General features: G+C 74.2%; 17 protein-coding genes. 8 read left to right on the top strand and 9 right to left on the bottom strand.

What is annotated here, in order from left to right; genetic code table 11:
- The first annotated feature begins 95 nt into the window (after window positions 1-95).
- The 3 genes from D7193_RS20040 (at window position 96) to D7193_RS20050 (ending at window position 5,987) form a co-directional block, all read left to right on the top strand.
- A complete protein-coding gene (locus D7193_RS20040; protein ID WP_421930407.1) occupies window positions 96-1,523 on the top strand; it encodes a lytic murein transglycosylase in 1,428 nt (475 codons plus the stop codon).
- Window positions 1,524-1,596: 73 nt separating this feature from the next.
- Complete coding sequence (locus tag D7193_RS20045; protein ID WP_120781027.1) at window positions 1,597-2,613, top strand: GNAT family N-acetyltransferase; 1,017 nt, start codon at window positions 1,597-1,599, stop codon at window positions 2,611-2,613.
- Between the two features lie 98 nt (window positions 2,614-2,711).
- The gene (locus D7193_RS20050) at window positions 2,712-5,987 is read left to right on the top strand and encodes a lamin tail domain-containing protein (protein WP_120781028.1); all 3,276 of its coding nucleotides are present in this window, start codon (window positions 2,712-2,714) and stop codon (window positions 5,985-5,987) included.
- A gap of 100 nt (window positions 5,988-6,087) precedes the next feature.
- Here D7193_RS20050 and D7193_RS20055 read toward each other — a convergent pair whose 3' ends face one another.
- From D7193_RS20055 to D7193_RS20085, 6 genes are all read right to left on the bottom strand, one after another.
- On the bottom strand, window positions 6,088-6,666 hold the full coding sequence (locus D7193_RS20055; protein ID WP_120781029.1) for a helix-turn-helix domain-containing protein: 579 nt from the start codon (window positions 6,664-6,666) through the stop codon (window positions 6,088-6,090).
- Between the two features lie 568 nt (window positions 6,667-7,234).
- Complete coding sequence (gene hemB, locus D7193_RS20065; protein ID WP_120781030.1) at window positions 7,235-8,218, bottom strand: porphobilinogen synthase; 984 nt, start codon at window positions 8,216-8,218, stop codon at window positions 7,235-7,237.
- Between the two features lie 16 nt (window positions 8,219-8,234).
- The gene (locus D7193_RS20070; RefSeq protein WP_120781031.1) at window positions 8,235-9,815 is read right to left on the bottom strand and encodes a bifunctional uroporphyrinogen-III C-methyltransferase/uroporphyrinogen-III synthase; all 1,581 of its coding nucleotides are present in this window, start codon (window positions 9,813-9,815) and stop codon (window positions 8,235-8,237) included.
- Entirely contained in the window at window positions 9,812-10,780 is a 969-nt protein-coding gene (hemC, locus tag D7193_RS20075; RefSeq protein ID WP_120781032.1) for a hydroxymethylbilane synthase, read from the bottom strand. The genes D7193_RS20070 and hemC overlap by 4 nt, the downstream gene beginning before the upstream one ends.
- Window positions 10,777-12,120 carry a glutamyl-tRNA reductase gene (locus D7193_RS20080; RefSeq protein WP_120781033.1) on the bottom strand — a complete coding sequence of 448 codons (1,344 nt, stop codon included), beginning with the start codon at window positions 12,118-12,120 and terminating at the stop codon, window positions 10,777-10,779. Before D7193_RS20080 ends, hemC begins: the two co-directional genes overlap by 4 nt.
- Window positions 12,117-12,887 carry a redox-sensing transcriptional repressor Rex gene (locus D7193_RS20085; protein ID WP_120781034.1) on the bottom strand — a complete coding sequence of 257 codons (771 nt, stop codon included), beginning with the start codon at window positions 12,885-12,887 and terminating at the stop codon, window positions 12,117-12,119. The genes D7193_RS20080 and D7193_RS20085 overlap by 4 nt, the downstream gene beginning before the upstream one ends.
- A 455-nt stretch (window positions 12,888-13,342) precedes the next feature.
- On the opposite strand from D7193_RS20085, the gene D7193_RS20090 reads away from it, so the two are divergent.
- Together D7193_RS20090 and D7193_RS20095 are read left to right on the top strand one after the other, a co-directional pair.
- Window positions 13,343-14,641: a sensor histidine kinase gene (locus tag D7193_RS20090; protein WP_120781035.1), complete on the top strand. Its 1,299-nt coding sequence runs from the start codon at window positions 13,343-13,345 to the stop codon at window positions 14,639-14,641.
- A gap of 22 nt (window positions 14,642-14,663) precedes the next feature.
- Window positions 14,664-15,317: a response regulator transcription factor gene (locus D7193_RS20095; RefSeq protein ID WP_120781385.1), complete on the top strand. Its 654-nt coding sequence runs from the start codon at window positions 14,664-14,666 to the stop codon at window positions 15,315-15,317.
- Between the two features lie 13 nt (window positions 15,318-15,330).
- Here D7193_RS20095 and D7193_RS20100 read toward each other — a convergent pair whose 3' ends face one another.
- The 3 genes from D7193_RS20100 to D7193_RS20110 are packed head-to-tail and all read right to left on the bottom strand — an operon-like array spanning window position 15,331 to window position 17,909.
- Window positions 15,331-15,981 (bottom strand): HAD family hydrolase, encoded by a 651-nt coding sequence (locus D7193_RS20100; protein WP_120781036.1) that lies wholly within the window; start codon window positions 15,979-15,981, stop codon window positions 15,331-15,333.
- A 22-nt stretch (window positions 15,982-16,003) separates the two neighbouring features.
- The gene (locus D7193_RS20105) at window positions 16,004-16,258 is read right to left on the bottom strand and encodes a glutaredoxin family protein (RefSeq protein ID WP_120781037.1); all 255 of its coding nucleotides are present in this window, start codon (window positions 16,256-16,258) and stop codon (window positions 16,004-16,006) included.
- Window positions 16,248-17,909, bottom strand: coding sequence for an AMP-binding protein (locus tag D7193_RS20110; RefSeq protein ID WP_338324096.1), 1,662 nt, complete (start codon window positions 17,907-17,909; stop codon window positions 16,248-16,250). Before D7193_RS20110 ends, D7193_RS20105 begins: the two co-directional genes overlap by 11 nt.
- A 602-nt stretch (window positions 17,910-18,511) precedes the next feature.
- On the opposite strand from D7193_RS20110, the gene D7193_RS20115 reads away from it, so the two are divergent.
- The 3 genes from D7193_RS20115 (at window position 18,512) to D7193_RS20125 (ending at window position 21,625) form a co-directional block, all read left to right on the top strand.
- Window positions 18,512-19,471, top strand: coding sequence for an ECF subfamily RNA polymerase sigma factor, BldN family (locus D7193_RS20115; protein WP_120781386.1), 960 nt, complete (start codon window positions 18,512-18,514; stop codon window positions 19,469-19,471).
- A gap of 283 nt (window positions 19,472-19,754) precedes the next feature.
- The gene (locus D7193_RS20120) at window positions 19,755-20,651 is read left to right on the top strand and encodes a DUF5667 domain-containing protein (protein ID WP_174242702.1); all 897 of its coding nucleotides are present in this window, start codon (window positions 19,755-19,757) and stop codon (window positions 20,649-20,651) included.
- Between the two features lie 101 nt (window positions 20,652-20,752).
- Window positions 20,753-21,625, top strand: a complete 873-nt coding sequence (locus D7193_RS20125) for an HAD family hydrolase (RefSeq protein ID WP_120781039.1) — start codon at window positions 20,753-20,755, stop codon at window positions 21,623-21,625.
- Window positions 21,626-21,644 lie beyond the last annotated feature (19 nt).

Here is a 21,644-nt window from a genome sequence, read left to right on the forward strand (position 1 = left end):
GCGAGGACAGATCGACCCTTCGACCCCTACGACCGGCCGCGCCGCTCGACGGGCCGCTCGCCGAGTCGGGCGCGGCGCCCGATCCGGCATCGCGCCTGCCCCGGCCACGCCGCCCCTGGCTGCGATCCGAGGCGCCGGCCGAGCCCGCCCCCGCCGAGCCGGCGACGGACGCCACGAGGGACGCCGCCGCGACCGGCGCGGGGTCCACGACGGACGCCGACACGACGGCCGGGGACGCACCGGACGGCCCGAAGCCCGACGCCGGAGAGGTGACCGACCCGGCCACGACGAGCGAGGCCAGGCAGGACGGCGACACCGGGCCGGCGGTCGGCGCGACGCCAGGGGCCGACGCGGAGCCCGCGCCCGGGGCGGGCGGCACGGCGGCGAACGCCGGTACCGACGCGACGACGAAGACCGACACCGACCCGGCGCCGGACGCGACGAGGATCGATCCGCTGGCCGGAGGCGATGCCGACCCGGCCGCCGGTGACGCCGCCAAGAGCGGCGGCACGGGGGCGGTGGGTGGCGACGCGACGCCGGCCCCGGCGGTCGGTGCCGCCGTCGTGCCCGAGGCCCGGTCCCGGCGGCACCGGGTGCCGTTCGCCCACGCCGTACGACTCGGCCCCCGCGGGGCCGCTGTCGCCGCCGCCCGGGCCACCCGGGCCTGGTCCCGCCGGCCCAGCGGCCGGCTCACCCTGCCCGGAGTCTTCCTGTTCGCCCTGGTCGCGGCGACCGCTGCGGCGGGCGCGCTGGTCGTACCGGCGGCGATCCGCTCGCCGCGCCCCGTCGCGATCGACGCCACCGCGGAGCCGTCCGCCCCGCCGGCCGGGCTGCCGACGGACATGCTGCCGTCGACGGCGCCGTCCGGGTTGCCCGGCGTCGCCGTACCCACCACCGCTCCGCCCACCGGCGTGCCACCGACCGGGCCCGTGACCACCCCGCTGGGCGGCCGGCCGTCGGACGCGCTCGCCGGCTGGGCCAGCCAGGTCGGCCCCAAGGTCGGCATCGCCCCGGTGGCCATGCAGGCGTACGGCTACGCCGAGCTCGTCCTCGCCCAGACCAACCGCAGCTGCGCGCTGAGCTGGACGACCCTGGCCGCCATCGGCTTCGTCGAGTCGGGCCACGGGCAGGCCAACGGCGCCACGCTGGGCCAGGACGGCCGGGCCACCCCGGAGATCATCGGCCTGCCGCTGGACGGGCGGGACGGCCGGATGCGCATCATCGACACCGACCGGGGGGAATTCGACCGGGACGCGACGTTCGATCGTGCCATCGGGCCCATGCAGTTCATCCCGACCACCTGGAAGGAGATCGGGGCGGACGCGGACAACGACGGCCGGAAGGACCCGCACGACCTGGACGACGCGGCCCTCTCCGCCGCCAACTACCTGTGCAAGGGTGGCCGCAACCTGAGCATCCCGGCGGACTGGTGGAACGCGATCCTGTCGTACAACGACGTGCGCCGCTACGCCCAGAAGGTCTTCGATACCGCGAACCAGTACGGACAGGCCAGCCGCACGTGAAGTGATCGTCCGCATACATTTGGAGAACTGGACACTTCCCCCAGGCTGCCGTTAGCGGCAAGCTAGACGGGTGATGGTGCGCGAGTGGGACGCGCGGACCGCGTCGTCCGCCGAGATCGCATCGCTGCTGGACACGCTCAATGCGGTCCTCGCGGCGGACCTGCCGCAGGACCCGCTCTGGCGGGAGCGTTCCCTGCGGGAATACCTCACCGAGGTCATGCCCGGCCAGCGACGGATCTCCTGGGTCGCGCAGGCCGACCCGGCCTCCGACGGCACGCCCGGCCCGATCCTCGGGCAGGTGCACGTGCTGCTGCTCGGCGACATCGGCGTGCTGGAGGTGCTGGTGCACCCCTCCGTCCGGCGCACCGGCGTCGGGCGTGACCTCGTGCGGGTGGCCGCGAGGCGGGTCTACCACGAGGGCTTCTCCTCGATCGGCGTCGAGGTGGTCGGTGACACGCCAGCCGTGGGCTTCTACGAGTCGCTCGGCTTCACGCGGGAATACGTGGAGACCCGCAGTGTCCTCGATCTGTCCGGGGTGGACTGGCCCGACCTGGCCGAAATGGCCACGGGCGTCGGCGCCGGCTACCACCTGGAGTTCCACCCGGGCGGCCCGCCGGACGAGCTGCTCGACGCGTACGCCCGGGCGAAGGCCGAGGTGCGTGACGTCGAGGACGGCGAGCTTCGCCCCAGCTCCTACGACGCCCAGCGCCTGCGGGACAGCCTGAACTGCCTGCACCGGCGCGGCATGAAGCCGTACATCGTGCTGGCGCTGCACGAGCAGACCGGCGAGGTGGCCGGCCTGACCGAGGTGGTGGTGCCCGCGCAGCACCCCACGCGCGCCGACCAGTACGACACGATCGTCGTGCAGGACCACCGCGGCTACGGCATCGACCGGGCGATCAAGGCGCGGATGCTGTTGGAACTGCGCTCGGCCGAGCCCGAGCTGGCCGAGGTGCAGACCTGGAACGCCCAGGCCAACGAGGCGATGTTGAAGGTCAACGCCGAGCTGGGCTACCAGCCCGACCGCGACTGGTGCGAATACAGCGTCGACGTGGCCGAGCTGGTCCACCGCCTCGACGCCGCTCGTTGAGACGGGAAGTTCACGATTCCGACCGGCGGGGGATGGACGACGGTCAACAGGCACCCTTAACGTGCGTTAGTTCACCGTCCGCCCATCGTGGAGGCCCCATGCGCCCGCGCCGCACCCTCGCCGCGCTCGCGACCGCCGCCGCCGTCACCGCCTCGGCCATCGGCGTCACACCCAGCGCGGCCAGCGCCGCGCCCACCGACCTCTTCATATCCGAGTACGTCGAAGGCACGTCGAACAACAAGGCGCTCGAGCTGTTCAACGGCACGGGAGCGCCCGTCGACCTGGCCGCCGGCGGCTACCAGCTCCAGCTCTACTTCAACGGCTCCACCTCGGCCACCAGCTTCCCGCTGACCGGCACGGTCGCTCCCGGCGACGTGTTCGTGTTCGCGTCGGCCTCGGCCGCGCCGGCGATCCTCGCCCAGGCCGACCAGACGAGCAGCGCCGGCCTGTTCAACGGCGACGACGCCATCGTGCTGCGCCGGGGCGCCGCCGTGCTGGACTCGGTCGGTCAGGTCGGCGTCGACCCGGGCGCCGAGTGGGGCTCGGGCCTCACCAGCACCGCCGACAACACGCTGCGACGGTTGCCGTCGGTGGCCGCCGGCGACACGGACCCGTCCGACGCGTTCGACGCGGCCGCGCAGTGGACGGGACACGCGACGGACACGTTCGACGGCCTCGGCGCGCACAGCGTCGACGGCGGCGGACCGGTCGACGCGCCCGCCACGGTGACGTGCGGCGGAGCCCTCGTCACCCCGGCCGGCACGGCGGCGACCCGCGAGGTCACGGCCACCGACCCGGACGACACGATCGTCGACCTGGCGGTCACCGGGGTCAGCCCGGCGCCGGCCACCGGCTCGATCAGCCGGACGGCCGTCACCCCGGCCGACGCGGTGGGCGGCACCGCCCGGGCTACCGTCGGCACGAGCGCCGACCTGGCCGCCGGGGCGTACACCGTGACGCTGACGGCCACCGACGCCGACGGCGCGACCGCGACCTGCACCCTCCCGGTGCAGGTGACGCGGGAGCTGACGGTCGGTGAGGTGCAGGGTCCGACGTCCGACGGCGAGTCCGGCGCGGCCGACCGGTCGCCCCTCGCGCCGGCGAGCGGCAACGGTACGAGCAGCACGCTGTACGACGTCCGGGGCGTGATCACCCAGCTCACCCTGGCCCGCACCTCGGCCGGGGAGGACCAGCACGGCTTCTTCCTTCAGAGCCGGCGTGACGCCACCGACGGCGACCCGACCAGCTCGGACGGGATCTTCGTGTTCATGGGCGCGTTCACCTCGCTGATCGGCGGCTACGTGCCGACGGTCGGCGACGAGGTGGTGCTCCGCGCCCGCGTGTCGGAGTACTACAACATGACCCAGCTCTCCAGCGCCTCGCTGGTCCGCAGGCTGGCCTCCGGTGTGGACGTGAACACCGCGGTCGAGGTGACCGACGCGGCGCCGCCGGCCGACCTGGCCGCCGCGGGCCGCTTCTGGGAGCGGCACGAGGGCGCGCGGCTGCGCGTACGCTCGGGCAGCGGCGCGGTGAGCGGGCGGGACGTCTTCGCCTCCACCGCCGACGCGGAGGTCTGGGTCATCGACCGGGACGACCCGCTGCTCGACCGCGCCGACCCGTACGCCCGCCGGGTCTTCCGTGACGCGCACCCGCTGGACAACGACCCGACCCGCGTCTTCGACGACGGCAACGGCCAGCGCGTGCTGCTGGGCAGCATGGGCGTCAAGGCCACCACCGGGGACAGCGGCGCGCTGATCCCGCCGGCCCGCACCTTCGACATCGTGGGGCAGGACGCCTTCGGCGGGGTCTACTACTCGTTCGAGAAGTACGGCGTGCAGGTGGAGCAGATCCAGTTCGCGGCGGGCGCGGACCCGTCGAAGAACAACCCGCCGAAGCCGGCGGACCGGTCCGAGGAGTTCGCCGTCGCGACCTACAACGTGGAGAACCTCTACGACTTCCGCGACGACCCGTTCGACGGCTGCGACTTCACCGGCAACCCGGGCTGTACCGGCGTCCGGCCGCCGTTCGACTACGTGCCCGCCGACGAGGCCGACTACCGCGAGCACCTCACCTCGCTCGCCGACCAGATCGTCACCGACCTGCACGCCCCGGACCTGATCCTCGTGCAGGAGGCCGAGGACCAGGACATCTGCTCGGTCTCCGGCGGCGCGCTGGCCTGCGGCAGCACCGACAACGCCGACGGCGCGCCGGACACCATCCAGGAGCTGGCGCTCGCGGTGGCGGCGGCAGGTGGCCCGGCGTACGCCGCCGCGTACGACCGCACGGGCGCGGACGCCCGCGGCATCACGGCGGCGTTCCTCTACCGGACGGACCGGGTGCGCCTGGCTCCGGCGGCCGCCGACGACCCGGTGCTCGGGTCGGCGCCGGCCGTGCAGTACCGGGCGGCGGGGCTGCCGGCCAACGCGGACGTGCAGAACCCGAAGGCGCTCAACGCCCTGCTCCCGTCGGACGTGGACACCTCGACTGGCCAGGATGGCACGAATGTGTTCACGCGCGCGCCGCAGGTCGGCAAGTTCAGCGTGGCCGCGGCGCCGGGGTCGACCGAGCGGTTCACCCTGTGGGCGGTCAGCAACCACTACTCGTCTGGGCCGGACAGCCGGGTCGGGCAGCGGCGGGAGCAGGCCGCGTACGGCGCCGCGATCGTGACGGCGATCGAGGCGGCGGACGCGGACGCCCGCGTGGTGTACGGCGGTGACCTGAACGTGTTCCCGCGTCCGGACGACCCGATCGCCACCGCCGCCCAGCCCACCCCGTCGGACCAGCTGGCCCCGCTCTACGCGGCCGGGCTGCACAACCTGTGGGAGGACCTGGCGGCCGAGGTGCCGTCGTCGGCGTACTCGTACAGCTTCGAGGGGCAGGCGCAGACGCTGGACCACCTCTTCGTCAACGACGCCCTGCACCGGGACCTCGTGCAGGTCCGGGCGGCGCACATCAACGCCGACTGGCCGGCCGAGCACACCGGCGACGGGTCGCGCGGGTCGAGTGACCACGACCCGCAGGTGGCGCGGTTCCAGTCCCGCGCCGCGCTGAGCGTCGCGGACGTGTCGGTGGTCGAGGGGGACAAGGGCGAGCGGGAGCTCACCTTCACCGTTTCGGTGTCCCGGCCGCTGTCGCAGCCGGTGCTGGTCTGCGCCGCCACGTACGGCACCACGGCGCAGGCGGGGTCGGACTACGAGCCGTACGTCGGTTGCAAGGTGCTGGCGGCCGGCCAGGCCTCGCTGGCGTTCCCGGTGACCGTTCGCGGTGACCGGAAGCGGGAGACGGATGAGCAGCTGACGCTGCTGGTCGCCGGCATCCCCGGCCTCCGGCTGGTCGACCCGCTCGCGACCGGCACGATCCGCGACGACGACTGAGCGTACGAGCGTTCCACGGCGGCCCGCCGATCCGCGACCGGATCGGCGGGCCGCCCGCGTTGGGCCGAGACCGTCGGGAGTCACGCCCTCCCGACTGGCCTCAGTCTCCGCGCCACCGCCGGGGCGGCGGGGGTACGTCCCGGTACTTGGCCACCCGCACCTCCCACTGGCTGCGCCGCCGCATCGCGTCACGGACCCTCCGGTCGCGGTAGAACGTCTCGGGCGGGCGGGCGAGCCCGTAGATGTCCGCCCACCACTCCCCCGGCTCCGGGTCGAGGATCGTGTCGAGGTGGGACGGGTAGCGGCGGTCCGCCCCGTCGCGGGCATCCTCCCGGTCCCGCATCGGCCGGAGCACACGGCCGAACTCGTCGACCACGGCCAGGCGGTAGCCCGCCACGCCGATGATGCGCCGGAGCAGCGCGATGCTCGGCACCATCCGGCCGGCTTCGATCCGGCCAACGGTGGCGTGGTTCACGCCGGCCCAGCGGGCCAACTCCCGCTGGCTGAGGTCGGCCCGACGCCGCACCGCCCGCACGATGCCTGCCGCCGGCCAGGGCACGTCGAACGGCTTGGTGAGCAGCACCGGCGGCTCGGACGGCGGGGCGACCGGCCCGGGGTCGGTCGGTTCGCCGTCCGGCTCGGGGTCGTCGGCGTCTCGCGGACTCGGCGGAACACTCATGCGGCCACCGTCCCGGCTGCGGGGAGCTGAGGCAATCCCGTCCGGTCCGCCTGTGGACAACCCGGCGCCCTGTGGATAACGCGCCTGTGCCGAGCCCCGAGGCGGCAATCACGCTGGGTGACGCGGGGCCAACCGATGGCGCTCATGCACCGAGAGTGACGGCCGACAGCGCGGTCCGCCCCCCCCACGTAGGGTCGCCAGCGGCACATCGCGCTAACCAGGCGTTTCCCGACCCGACCGGCTCGCCGCCGACAACCCCCGCCGCCGCCTTTGCTCTGCACCCAAATATGCACCGGTTGCGGACCGTAGCTGTTGCATATGAGGCTGCAGAGCAAAGGATGCGCAAGGGTGTGGCAGCGGGCGCGCAAATGTAACGCTTCGTGAGCGCCGCCGGCCCCGGCGCCGGGCCCCACCGGCCCCAGGTGCCGGGCCCACCATCCCGGGCGCCACGCCCACCGACCCGAGGTGCCGGGCCCACCGGCCGGGCGCCGGGCCCGCCCACCCGAGGTGCCGGGCCCACCGGCCGGGCGCCGGGCCGACCGGGCGGGCCGGCACCGGGACCGCCGGGTTAGTAGCGCTCGCGGAGCAGCCGTGCGGCCTCGACGGCCCAGTAGGTGAGGATGATCTGGGCACCGGCCCGCCGGATCGACGTGAGCGTCTCCAGCATGGCCTGCTCCCGGTCGATCCAGCCGTTCGCGGCGGCCGCCTCGACCATCGCGTACTCCCCGGAGACCTGGTAGGCCGCGACCGGGACGTCCACCGCCGCGCGGACCGCCGACACCACGTCGAGGTACGGCAGCGCCGGCTTCACCATCACCATGTCGGCGCCCTCGGCGACGTCCAGCGCCACCTCACGCAGCGACTCCCGCACGTTGGCCGGGTCCTGCTGGTAGGTCCGCCGGTCACCCTCGAGCGCCGACTCCACGGCTTCCCGGAACGGACCGAAGAACGCCGAGGCGTACTTGACGGCGTACGCCAGCACGCCCACGTCCTGGTGGCCGGCGGCGTCGAGCGCCTTGCGGACCACCCCGACCTGGCCGTCCATCATCCCGGACGGCCCGACCACACCGACCCCGGCGTCGGCCTGCGCCACGGCCATCTCGGCGTACGCGGCCAGCGTGGCGTCGTTGTCGACCTCGCCGTTCGGAGCGAGAAGGCCGCAGTGGCCGTGCGAGGTGAACTCGTCCAGGCACAGGTCGCTCATCACCACGGTGGCGTCGCCGACCTCGGCGACCACGTCCCGGATGGCCACGTTGAGGATGCCGTCCGGGTCGATCCCGCCGGAGCCGACCGGGTCCCGCTCCGCCGGCACGCCGAAGAGCATGATCCCGCCGATGCCGGCCTGGACGGCCTCCACCGCGGCCTTGCGCAGCGAGTCCCGGGAGTGCTGGAGCACCCCCGGGAGCGAGGCGATGGCCCGGGGCTCCGTGAGCCCCTCCTTGACGAACATCGGCACGACCAGCTCGGCCGGGTCGACACGGGTCTCGGAGACCAGCCGCCGCAGCGCCGGCGTGCGGCGCAGGCGGCGGGGGCGGATCTCGGGGTACGGCACGGACGCCTCCTGACGACTACCGGAACCTCAGGGCGGTCGGGCCCTGCACCTTCGAGCCGCGGCGCTGCTTCGCCGGCATGGCGGCGAGCTTCTCGCGCAGCTCGACGGCGTAGGCCGCGAGCGCCTCCACCAGATCGGGCACCGAGGCGTGCTGCGGCTGGACGTCGACCCGCAGGCCGAACTCCGTCGCGGTCTCCGCCGTCTTCGGCCCGATGACGGCAACAACGGTACGCGCGTGCGGCTTCCCGGCGATGCCGACCAGGTTCCGGACGGTGGAGGACGAGGTGAAGAGCACCGCGTCGAAGCCGCCCGACTTGATGGCGTCCCGGATCTCGGCCGGCGGCGGCGCCGCGCGGACCGTCCGGTACGCGGTCACGTCGTCGACCTCCCAGCCGCGCTCGGTGAGCCCGGCGGCGAGCGTCTCGGTGGCGATGTCGGCGCGCGGCAGCAGCACCCGGCCGACCGGGTCGAGCACCTCGTCGTGCGGCGAGAACTCGGCCAGCAGGCCCTCGGACGACTGCTCGCCGGACGGGATCAGCTCCGGCTGGATGCCGAACGCGCGGACCGCCTCCGCCGTCGCGTCGCCGATGCAGGCGATCTTCACGCCGCCGAAGTGCCGGGCGTCGAGGCCGTGCTCGGCGAACTTCTCCCAGACCGCGCGGACCGCGTTCACCGAGGTGAAGATCACCCAGGCGTACCGGCCGTCGACCAGGCCCTTGACGGCCCGCTCCATCTGGGCCGGGGTGCGCGGCGGCTCCACGGCGATGGTCGGCACCTCGCACGGGATCGCCCCGTACGCGCGCAGCCGCGCGCTCATCACGCCGGCCTGCTCCTTGGTGCGCGGCACGAGCACCTTCCAGCCGTACAGCGGCCGGTTCTCCCACCAGCTGAGCTTGTCCCGCTGGCCCACGCCCTCGCCGAGGGTGAGCACCACCCGGCCGGTGAAGCCGAGCGCCGCCGCCACGAAGCTGTCCACGGTCGACGTGGTCGTGTACTGCGTCTCGCCGGTGCCGTCGCCGGTCACACCGACCTCGGTCGCGCCGTCCACGCCCGCCGCGAGCAGGCCGTCCCGGACAGCCGCGAGGTCGCCCGCGTCCACCGCGAGCGCCAGCGAGCCTCGGGTGACCGCGGCGGCCAGCGCCTCGAAGTCCAGCGTGCTGACGTCCTCGACGTCGGCCGCGGTGCGTACGCCGGGCAGCGGAACGCCCGCGTAGGTGGCCACGCCCTCGGCCTGGCCGACACCCGGCACCACCTCGAAGTGCGCGGCGGTACGCGCGACCGCCTGCACCTCCTTGACCACCGAGTCGTGGCCGAACGGGTCACCGGCGACCAGGTGCACCGCGTTCTGCCCGGCGCGGGCCGCCGAGATCAGCACCTTGGCCACGTCCCCCGGCGCGCCCTCCGCCGGGGTGAACTCGGCGTCCTCGCGGGCTTCGGCGCGCACGGCGGTGAGCAGCGACTCGGGGACCCCCCGGTCGTACACCACCTGGTCGGCGTCGACCAGGGCGTCGTGCGCCCGGCGGGTCAGCAGGCCCGGGTCGCCGGGACCGGCCCCGACGAACGCGATACGGCCTACGGGCTTACGGGTGCGGGTCATTCTGTGCTCCCAAATTGCTGGGTCCCCGGACCGGTGTGTCCTTCGTGGCCGAGGATCGAGTCGGCGCCGAGGTCGAGGAGTTCGGCGGCGAGTGCCTTGCCGATCTCCGCCGCGTCGGCGGGCGTTCCGGTGCGGGACAGCCGGAGGTCACGGGTACCGTCCGGGCTGATCACCGCACCGCGCAGGTAGATCTCCTCACCGGTATCGCCCTCGGCGATCTCGGCGTAGGCGGCGACGGGTGCGCTGCACCCGGCCTCCAGGGTGGCCAGCAACGCCCGTTCCGCGGTGACCGCGGCGCGGGACGGTGCGTGGTCGAGCGCGGCGAGCAGTTCGAGCAGATCCTGGTCGTCGGCCCGGCACTCCACCGCCAGGGCGCCCTGGGCGGGCGCGGGCAGCATGAGCATCGGGTCGAGCGTCTCGGTGATCTCGCCCGCCCGCCCGAGCCGGGCCAACCCGGCGCGGGCCAGGACGACAGCGTCCAGGTCGGCGTCCGGGCCGGACACCCGCGCCAGGCGGGTGTCCACGTTGCCCCGGATCGGCGTTACGTCCAGCTGCATGCCGAGGGCGTGCAGCTGCGCCATGCGACGCAGCGAGCCGGTGCCGACCCGGGCGCCGGGCGGAAGCTCGGCGAGCGTACGGCCGTCGCGGGCGACCAGCGCGTCGCGCGGGTCCTCCCGGGGCGGCACCGCCGCGATGTGCAACCCGGCCGGGGCCGCGGTGGGCAGATCCTTGTAGGAGTGCACCGCGAAGTCGATGGTGCGGGCCGTCAGGGCGTCCCGCAGCGCGGACACGAAGACGCCGACACCGAGCCGGTGCACGGGCGCGTGCGAGCGGTCGCCTGCGGTGACCACCTCGACCAGCTCGACCGGACGCCCGGTGGCCGCGGTCACGGCCGCGGCCACGTGCCCGGACTGGGCCATCGCGAGGGCGCTGCCCCGGGTGCCGAGGCGCAGGGGGGCGGTCATCGTTCACCTCCGGTGGACGGAGAGGACTCGGTCTCCACGACCTCGGGGACGGTGTCGACCGGGGAGGTCTGCGGCACCTGGAGGTCGAACAGCTCGCGGAGCAGAGCCGCGTACTGGTCGCCGCCGGGCTCGGCGGCGAGCTGGCGGACGCGTACGGTCGGCTGGTGCAGCAACCGCTGCACCACCCGGTGGACCGTACGGGCGACCTCGGCGCGCTGGTCGTCGCTGAGGTCGGGCCGCCGCTGGGCCAGCCGGCGCAGCTCGGCGGTGACCACGTCGTCGGCCCGGCCACGCAGGGCGGCCACCGTGGGGGCGACGTCGGCGCCGCGCAGCCAGGTGAGGAAGCCCTCGACCTCGGTGGTGACGATTCGCTCGACGGCGGCCGCCTCGCTGGCGGCCGGGCCCTCGGCGAGCACCGCGGCCATGCGGTCGATGTCGATCACCTCGACGCCGGGCAGCTCGGCCACACCGACCTCGACGTCGCGGGGCACCGCCAGGTCGAGCAGGACCAGCGGCCCGCGGGCCGGGTCACGCTCGGCCAGCGCCCGGGCCACCACCGAACGGGTGAGGACCGGTTCCGTGGCCGCGGTGGCGGCCACTACGATGTCCACTGTGGAGAGCGCGGCGGGCAGCTCGGCCATCGGGACGGCCGTGGCGCCGTACGACTCGGCCAGCCGGACGGCCCGGTCGGCGCCCCGGTTGGTGACGGCGAGTGGCGCGGCGCCCAGCCGGGAGAGCGTCGCCACGCCGAGCGAGCCCATGGCGCCGGCCCCGACGACCAGCGCCGGGTGGCCCGCGAGGTCACCGTCGACATGATCGGCCGCCAGCTCCAGCGCCGCGGTCACCACGCTCTGGCCGGCCCGGTCGATGCCGGTCTCGGCGTGCGCGCGCTTGCCCACCCGCAGGGCCTGCTGCATGAGTTCGTGCAGGAGGCGGCCCGCCGAGTCGGCGGCGGTCGCCCAGTGGTACGCGTCACGGAGCTGCCCGAGGATCTGCGCCTCGCCGACCACCATCGAGTCGAGCCCGGTGGCGACCCGGAACACGTGGTCCACGGCCGCGGAGTCGTAGTGCACGTAGAGGTGGTTGGCGAGCGCCGCGGGCGGGCAGTCCGCGTTCTCGGCCAGGACGGCACAGATGTCGCCGAGGCCCCCGTGGAAACCGGACACCGCGGCGTAGACCTCCACCCGGTTGCAGGTGGAGACGAGCACCGCCTCACTCACGTACGGCTGCGCGACCAGGCGGTCCAGCGTGCGGGTCAGCTCGGCGGGCGGCACCGCGAGCTGCTCCAGCGTGGCGACCGGGGCGGTGCGGTAGGACGTGCCGACGACGAGGAGTTTCACGTGCCGATCGCCTCCTGCGAGTCGGTGGCCGCGAGCCCACCCGGCAGAGCGGTGAGGGCGGACCCGCCGGTGGCGGGCAGCGCGGTCAGCGACGCCTTGCGGTGCTCGTGGAAGGACAGGATCTGCAGCTCGATGGCGAGGTCGACCTTGCGCACGTCGACCCCCTCCGGAACCGAGAGTACGCAGGGCGCGAAGTTCAGGATGCTCGTCACGCCGACCTCGACCAGCTGATCGGCCACGCGCTGGGCGGCGGACGCCGGGGTGGCGATCACGCCGATCGCGATGGACTCCTCGGCGGCGACCCGGGGCAGCTCGTCGACATGCCGGACGACCAGGCCGTTGATCTCCTCGCCGACTCGGCCCGGGTCCGCGTCGAAGAGGGCGGCGATCCGGAAGCCGCGGCTCGCGAACCCGTCGTAGCCCGCCAGGGCGTGACCGAGATTACCCACGCCGACCAGGGCGACGGCCCGCCGTTGGGTGAGCCCGAGCACAGACTCGATCTGCTCGATCAGCAGCGCCACGTCGTAGCCGACGCCGCGGGTGCCGTACGAGCCGAGGTGCGAGAGGTCCTTGCGGAGCTTGGCGGAGTTGACGCCGGCGGCCGTGGCCAGCCCCTCGCTGGAGACCGTCTCGTGGCCGGTGTCGGCGAGGTTGTGCAGGGCCCGCAGGTACTCCGGGAGCCGCGCGACGGTCGCCTCGGGCAGGTCCGGAAGTGCCGGTACGGCACCGGCGCTACCGGGCGCGCCAGGGTGACGGTGCTGACTCATGAGACTCCGTGCGGTGCGATCCTCGGCCGACTCCGGCGGTCGGCCGCTTCGGGACTCCCGCTGGCGACCGAGGGTGCCGGCTGTGCTAGCAGGGCGCGTCGGAATTACAGAGTAGGCGCTTGTGAAGACGTGCACAAATCGCGATCTTGTCAGCTCGCGACGCGGCTTCACCTGGGCCTCCATAACGCAAGATCGATCTGGCGGCCTCCGCCACACGCCGCCGGGCGATTATTGCTCAATTCCGACTTCCCTGACCAATCACGCGTCCCCACGGCGCGCCCCCACGCTCCCCCACCCGCGATCTTGCACTTTCCGCCCCGGCAAAACCGGACAGAAGCCACGAACCAGGGGCCGAAACTGCAAGATCGCGGAAACGGTGGGGTAGGGGCAGCCCTACGGTTTGTCGGGCGGGCTGCGGGATGGGTTCGACGGGGTCCGCTGCCTAGCCTTTTGGCATGACCGCCGTTCCCGTCACCGCCGACCAGCCGAGGCTGGCGCCGACCGTCTCCCGCCAGCTCTTCCTCGACTCCGGCTACGTCCTGCTCGGCTTCCCGCTGGCGCTCGCCAGCTTCATCGTCCTCGTGGTCGGCCTGTCGCTCGGCGTCGGCCTGGTGGTGACGGTGATCGGGCTGCCGATCCTCAGCGGCGTCCTCCACGCCGCCCGGGGCTTCGCCGACATCGAGCGGCTCCGGCTGCCCGGCGTGCTGGGACAGCCCCGGGTACGCCCGACCTACCGGACGGCCGACCCGGGCGCCAACACCTGGCGACGAATCTTCGTCCCGATCAGCGACACCCAGTCCTGGCTCGACCTCGCCCACGGCATCCTCAAGCTGATCGTGGCCGTGGGCACCTTCGTGGTCACGGTGACGTGGTGGGCGGGCGCGATCGGCGGCAGCCTCTACTGGGCGTACGACTGGGCGCTGCCCCACGGGCCGGACGACACCGACCTGCCCGAGCTGCTGGGCCTGGGCAGCTCCACCGCCGCCCGGGTCGGCCTGAACACGGCGATCGGGATCTTCTTCCTCATCACCCTGCCGATCGTGATCCGCGGATGCGCGCTGCTGCAGGCCCGCTTCGCCCGGGCCATGCTCACCGGGGTGGCCGAGATGCGCGACCGGATCATCGTGCTGGAGGAGCAGAAGCGGGCCGCCGCGTCCGCCGAGGCGGCCGCGCTGCGCCGGCTCGAACGGGACATCCACGACGGCCCCCAGCAGCGGCTCGTCCGGCTGGCCATGGACCTCAGCCGGGCCCGGCAGCAGCTCGCCTCCGACCCGGAGGCCGCCGGGCGAACCCTCGACGAGGCGGTCACCCAGACCCGCGACACGCTGGCCGAGCTGCGCGCGCTGTCCCGGGGCATCGCCCCGCCGATCCTGGTGGACCGCGGTCTGCCCAGCGCACTCGCCGCGCTCGCCGGGCGCGGGCTCATCCCCATCGAGCTGCGGGTCGATCCCGACCTGGGCACGCCGGAGGGCCGGCTCGACCCGGCCGTGGAGAGCACCGCGTACTTCGTGGTGGCCGAGGCGCTGACCAACGTCGCCAAGCACAGCCGGGCGACCGAGTGCCAGGTGAGCGTGCTGCGATCGGGCCGGCAGCTCACGGTGAGCGTGGGCGACGACGGCCAGGGTGGCGCACATGTCGCGAAGGGGCACGGACTGGCCGGGATCGCCGACCGGATCCGGGCCGCCGGGGGCGAGCTGATGGTCGTCAGCCCGGCCGGCGGGCCCACCGAGGTCCGCGCGGATCTCCCCCTCTGAGGCCGGCATGGTAGACAGCACCATGCGGATCGTGATCGCCGACGACGCTGTCCTGCTCCGGGAGGGGCTGGTCCGGCTGCTGACCGAGCACGGGCACGACGTGGTCGCCGTGGTCGGCGACGGGGAGGCGCTCGTCGAGGCGGTGGTGGCCCACCGGCCCGACGTGTCGATCGTCGACGTGCGGATGCCGCCGTCGCACACCGACGAGGGGCTGCGGGCCGCCGTACGGGCCCGCACCCTCGTGCCGCGCAGCCCGGTCCTGGTGCTCTCCCAGTACGTCGAGGTGTCGTACGCCGACGACCTGCTGGCGACCACCGGCGGCGCCGGCGGCGGGGTCGGCTACCTGCTCAAGGACCGGGTGGCCGCGATCGACGAGTTCCTGGACGCCCTGCGGCGGGTGGCCGGCGGCGGCACGGTGCTCGACCCGGAGGTGGTCGGCCAGCTCTTCGCCCGGCGCCGGCGCGACGACCCGCTGCGCGAGCTGACCCCGCGCGAGCGGGAGGTGCTCGCCCTGATGGCCGAGGGGCGGTCGAACACGGCGATCGCGCGCACGCTGGTGGTCAGCGACGGCGCGGTCGAGAAGCACGTACGCAACATCTTCACCAAGCTCAACCTGCCGCCCGACACCGAGCAGCACCGCCGGGTCCTGGCGGTCCTCGCCTACCTGCGCAACTGACCGGCCGGCACGGTCAGAACAGGGAGCGCGCGAGCGTCACGGCCTCGGTGAGGGTGTCGGCGACCGGGTGGCCGGAGGCGCGCAGCCGGGCCGGGTCGGTGAACCCCCCGGCGTAGAGCACGGCCCGCCCGCCCACGTCGGTGGCGGCGTCCGCGTCGTCGATCGAGTCACCGATGAGCACCACCGAGCCACCGTCCACGCCCAGCTCGGCGAGGTGCTTGCGGAGCGACTCCGCCTTCCGGTCACCGCCGACCGTGCCGCGCAGCCCGTCCACGCGCAGGAAGTGCTCCGCGAGCCCGTAGCCGTGCACGGTCGGCACCAGCTCGTCGTGGAACCACATGGAGAGCAGGGACTGGTCGCCCGGCCACGCCGCCATCGCGGTCCGCGCGTCGGCAGCCAGCTCGCAGGTGGTCAACCCGCTGCGGTACGCGTCGTGGAAGATCCGGTCGAGCCGGCCGAACGCCTCCTCGTCGACGGCCTGGCCGAGCACGTCGGCGTAGTACTCGGCGATCGGCCGGCGGAACCGCACCCGGTGCTCGTCCGCCGTCACGGTCGGCCCGCCCACGCTCGCGAAGGCGGCGTTGGTGGAGGCCACCACCAGGCTGAGGTCGTTGAGCAGGGTGCCGTTCCAGTCCCACACCAGGTGGGGTCGCGCAGAGCTCATCGCCGAACCCTACCGCCGGCGCTCACAGCTGCGGGGTGGTGAGGTCGCGCAGCAGCCGCTCCTCCTCCACCCGCCAGTAGCCGTGCTCCTTGCCGTCGAGCAGCACCACCGGCAGCCGGTCGCCGTAGTCGCGTTCCAGCTCCAGGTCGCCAGTGACGTCCTTCTCGACCCAGCGGTCGCCGGTGACCGCCACCACGCGCTCCAGCGCGGCCCGGGCCTCCTCGCACAGGTGGCAGTCGGGCCGGGTGATCAGGGTGAGCCGGGCGTCAGGGGACATCGGGCACCTCCGTACGCGGGTCGACCGGCGCCGCCGGGGACGGCACCGCGGGCGCCGCCGGAACGGTCGCCGACCGGAGCTGTGTCTTACGGACCTTACCGATCGCCGAGTGCGGCAGGGCCTCGACGAACTCCACGCCGGTCGGGCACTTGAACCGGGCGAGGTTCCGCGCGCAGTGGGCGAGCAGGTCCTCGGCGGTCACCGGATCCCCGGCGGCCCGCACCACGTACGCCCGGACAGTCTCGCCGGTCCGCGGGTGCGGCACACCCAGTACCGCCGACTCGGCCACGCCCGGATGGGCGGCGAGTGCCAGTTCCACCTCGTGCGGGTAGACGTTGAAGCCGTTGACGATGATCAGCTCGCCGAGCCGGTCGACGAGGAAGAGGTCGCCGTCCTCGTCGGCGTACGCCACGTCACCGGTCGCCCACCAGCCCTCCGCGTCCGGGCCGCTCCGACCGTCGGGCCAGTAGCCGGTGAACAGGTTCGCGCCCCGCACCACGATCTGTCCCGGGTCGGTGCCCGCCGTGGCGTCGGTGAGGTCGGGGCCATCGGCGTCCTCGTCCGGCTCGGCCACCCCGTCGCGCCACAGGTCGGCACCGTCCGCGCCGACGAGGCGCAGCTGCACGCCGGGCAGCGGCCGGCCGATCGAGCCGGCCTTGGGCGTCCCACCGACCAGCGTGGAGGTGAGCACGGGGGCGGTCTCGGTGAGCCCGTAGCCGACGTGCACCGGCCGGCCGGTGGCGGCGGTGAAGCGCGCCGCGACGGCCGGCTCCAGCGGCGCCGCGCCGCAGACCACCACGCGGACCGACGTCATGGCCGCGGAAAGCGTGTCCGCGTCCGCGGTGGACCAGGACAGGACCATCGACGGTACGCCGACGAGGACGCTCACCCGGTGCCGGGCGATCTCGGCGAGCGCGGCGTCGGGGCCGGGATCGTCCACGAGCACCCCGGTCGCGCCGTGGTGGACCACCGCGCCGAGCCCCGAGTTGAGGCCGTACGCGTGGAACAGCGGAAGGGCCAGCAGCACGGTGTCGTCCGGCCCGACGACCGGCGGGTCGATCCGGCTCACCTGCTCGTGGTTGGCCGCGAGCGCGCGGTGCGGGAGCATGGCGCCCTTCGGCCGGCCCTCGGTGCCCGAGGTGTAGAGCAGCACGGCCAGGTCGTCGCCCCGCCGGGTGGGGAAGCCGGCGGCCTCGCCGGCCGGGTCTGCGGGCGCGACCGGCGGCGTGGTGTGCACGGCGGTGAGCGCGGGCAGGTCCCCGGCGATCGTGGCGACCAGGTCGCGGATCGGCTCGGTGGCGACGAGCAGCGCCGCCCCGGAGTCGGCGAGCACGTGGCGCAGCTCGGGAGCGGTGAGGCCGGGATTCACCGGCACGGCGACCAGCCCGGCGCGCAGGGTGGCGAGGTAGGTGACCACGAAGTCGGGTGAGTTGGGCAGGGCGATGGCCACCCGGGCCGGCCGGCCGGACGCGTCCGGCGCGGGCACGGCGACGGCCAGGGCCCGGGCCACCGCGGTCACCGTGGCGTCCAGTTCGGACCAGTCGATCGTGCGGTCCCGCCAGCGCAGCGCGGGTCGGTCGCCACGGGCCACGGCCGCCCGGCGCACCCGGTCGGCGAGGTTCTGCTCGGAGCCGCTCACTGCGTCCTGCACGGTCGCTCAGTCTGGCACAGCGACCCGGCGGCGGCCATGCCTCGGAAGCGTCCCGCCCGCGTCCGTGATGACCTCGCCGCCGGTGCGGCCGGGCATCGGCCTCAGTCCCGTGTACGGGACGATTTCGTGTGCCGTGGACGGTCCACTGCGGTCCCGCACATGGGACGCTCCGACACGCCGGACGACTCCCCGGAGCGGGTGTCGGCTACCCGACCGACACGCCCGGCCGGGGCCCGTCCATCGCCGTACTGACCAGGGTTTCCACTCCGGACCACCGGAACTGTCGAAAGTCAACCGCACACGACGGACAACCGGTCCGCCATCGGTGCGACACGGAGGGAAATACTTCGGCCCTGTGTAACGGACTTGCCACGCGCGGGTGACGTTGGCCCTATCATCACTCGGGTCGGCTCACCCCATTTGCCGTGAGTCGACACCCCTCAGCCCGAGGAGGCCCCCGTGCCCGTCAGCGCATTGGACCAGCACCTCAAGGGGAACTGCCGCCCGTCGGCACACCCCCGACCCGCTCTGCCCGACCGCGGCGTACCCGCCCGGGTCGCCCGCGCGGCATGCCCGTCGGCCGACGGGACGGGGGCGACGCGGTGACCACGTTCGGCTACGCGGAACGACCGCTCGGCCTGACCGGCCCGACCGCCCGCACCGGCGTCAACGAACGCGCCGCAGGCCCGCTGGACGACTCCGGCGGCCTCGCCGTGCGCGGCGACGGCGCCGCCAACCGGGTCCGCAACCGTCCCCACCACAACGAGCCACCCGCGCGGCCGGCGGTGCCCGGCGGAAACGCGAAGACGGCCGGCAGCCGCGTGGCGGCGCCCGCCCGGCCCACCATGCCCGCGCAGAGCCGTCGCGTGGACGACTCCCCCACGACCACCGACCCGTCGGCCGGGGAGACGGCCGTGCTGCCCGCCGTACCGGCCGCCGCCACGCCCGCCGGTACGGGCAGCGCCACCGGCTACCCGAGCCGCCCCGACCCGTCCGACCCGGCCACCGAGGTCTGGACGCTGGTCGAGCGGGCGCAGGCGGGCGAGGCCGAGGCGTTCGGCCTGATCTACGACCGGTACGTGGACACGGTCTTCCGCTTCGTCTACTTCCGGGTCGGCAACCGGCAGCTCGCCGAGGACCTCACCTCCGACACCTTCCTGCGGGCGCTCAAGCGGATCGGCAGCTTCACCTGGCAGGGCCGCGACCTGGGCGCCTGGCTCGTCACCATCGCCCGCAACCTGGTGGCCGACCACTTCAAGTCGGGTCGCTACCGGCTGGAGGTGACGACCGGCGACGTCCTCGACGCCGACCGCGAGGACCGGGGCCCGGAGGGCAGCCCGGAGGCTGCGGTGGTCGAGCACATCACCAACGTCGCCCTGCTCAGCGCCGTCAAGCAGCTCAACCCGGAGCAGCAGGAGTGCATCGTGCTCCGGTTCCTCCAGGGCTTCTCGGTGGCCGAGACGGCACGCGCCATGGGCAAGAACGAGGGCGCCATCAAGGCGCTCCAGTACCGCGCGGTGAGGGCACTGGCCCGGCTCCTGCCCGACGGCTTCCAACCGTAGTCCCGTTGCCGGGACCGGCACCGACGCACCTCTGATCGCGCGGCCCAGAGTCGGTGTGACATGGTGATCCTGGTCACTTTCTGTGATTTCCGACCCGCCCGGCCCGTAACCCGTGCCCGGTCCGTTCCGTTTCTCCGGGTGCGACCGGTGGTTGCCCCGGTATCCCCCCGGGCCTCCGAGGTCGACGGGCACGAGCTGTCCTTCGACCTCACCTCTGCGGCTTCACGCTGCCGCCGGTCGTCGGCCACACGGCGGCCGACCGGCCGTGACCAGCGAGAGGGAGGTGCCTGCGGTGGACGACATCCTCTTCTCCCGCCGGCGCGCGGAGCGCTTCGCTCAGCTTCTCGACGAGGCCAACGGCGGCCGACGGCACCACGTCCGGTCCCGGATCGACGATCAGCTCGCCCCGCTCGTCGCGGTCGGGCAACGCCTCGCCGCCGAACGCCCCACGGTCGAGGTGGACCCGGAGTTCCGCACCGGCCTGCGAGCCATGCTGCTGGCCACCGCCGAGCGCGAAGGGCTCGGCACACCGGCCGCCGCCACGGCCGCCGGACCGGCCGGCCAGCGGGCCACCACGGGAAGCGGCCGGGGTTCCCTGCTGCCCGCCGTCACCGCCCGCCGGGCCCGGGCCCGCGGCGCCATCCTCGTCGGGGTGGCGGCCGGCGCGATCGCCGTGTCCGGCATCTCGGCGGCCAGCGAGAACGCGGTGCCCGGCGACGCGCTCTACGGGATGAAGCGCTCCACCGAGCGCGCCCAGCTCGCCCTGGCCAGCTCCGACAGCAGCCGCGGCCAGCTCTTCCTCGACTTCGCCCGTACCCGGCTCGGCGAGGCGGCCGAGCTGCGCGGCGATCACGACGGGTACAGCGCCGTGCTCGACGACATGGACGCCGACACCCGCCAGGGCGTACGCCTGCTGACCACGGCCGCCGTGCAGCGCGCCGACGCGGCGGGCCTGGACGCGGTCAACACGTTCGTGGCCGGGCAACGGCGCGCGGTGAACGACCTGCTCGCCGGGGCCGCCCGGGACGACCGGGACCGCACCCGCGAGTCGCTGGCGCTGCTCGACGCCGTCCGGGAGCGGTCCGACGCGCTGCGCGCCGCCATCGGCTGCGACCTCCCCGTGCCCGTGGCCAGCGACACCCTCGGGCCGACGCCCGCCAGCTGCCCCGCGGACCGCTGAGCGACCTCACCACAGTTAACCGCGCGGATCCCCGCCGGTCGACCGGGTCCGGCTACCCTCGCTGGAGGCGCACGTCGCACCGGTCGAGGGAGGGAGGTCGCGTGGCCCGCAGCCGGAAGGTGACGGTCAGCACCGACGCCCACGGTCACACCGCCGGCTGGGCGGAGACCGATCTGGCACCCGTGCCACCGGCACCCGATCCGACCGCAGCCGCCTTCTTCGACGTGGACAACACGATGATGCAGGGCGCCTCGATCTACTGGTTCGCCCGCGGGCTCGCCGCGCGCGACTACTTCACCACCACCGACCTGGCCCGGTTCGCCTGGCAGCAGCTGCGGTTCCGGCTGCTCGCCCGTGAACACGCGGGCGACATGTCGCAGGCGAAGGAGGCGGCCCTCGCCTTCATCGAGGGCTGGCGGGTGGACGACGTGGAACGTCTGGCCGAGGAGATCTTCGACGAGCTGATGGCGCCGCGCATCTGGGTCGGCACCCGCCAGCTCGCGCAACGCCACCTGGACGCCGGGGAGCGGGTCTGGCTGGTCAGCGCCGCCCCGGTGGAGATCGGTCGGGTGATCGCGTCCCGGCTCGGCCTCACCGGTGCGCTCGGCACGGTCGCCGAGATCGTCGACGGCGCGTACACGGGGCGGCTGGTCGGCGAGCTGATGCACGGGCCCGCGAAGGCGGAGGCCGTGGCCCAGCTCGCCACCGTCGAGGGGCTCGACCTGGGCCGCTGCGCCGCCTACAGCGACTCCGCCAACGACCTGCCGCTGCTCTCGGCCGTCGGCCGTGCGGTCGCTGTGAACCCGGACGGCGCGCTGCTGCGGCGGGCCCGGGCGCACGGCTGGGAGGTGCGGGACTTCCGCACCGGCCGTCGTGCAGTGAAGATCGTCGTGCCGTCCACGGCGGCGGCCGGCCTGGTCGCCGGTGCGGTCAGCGCGGGGCTCGCGCTGCACCGCCGTCACCGCGCCGGCTGACCGTTCGTCCGGTCACGCC

This window comes from Micromonospora costi, assembly GCF_003626655.1.
GTDB lineage: Bacteria > Actinomycetota > Actinomycetes > Mycobacteriales > Micromonosporaceae > Micromonospora > Micromonospora costi.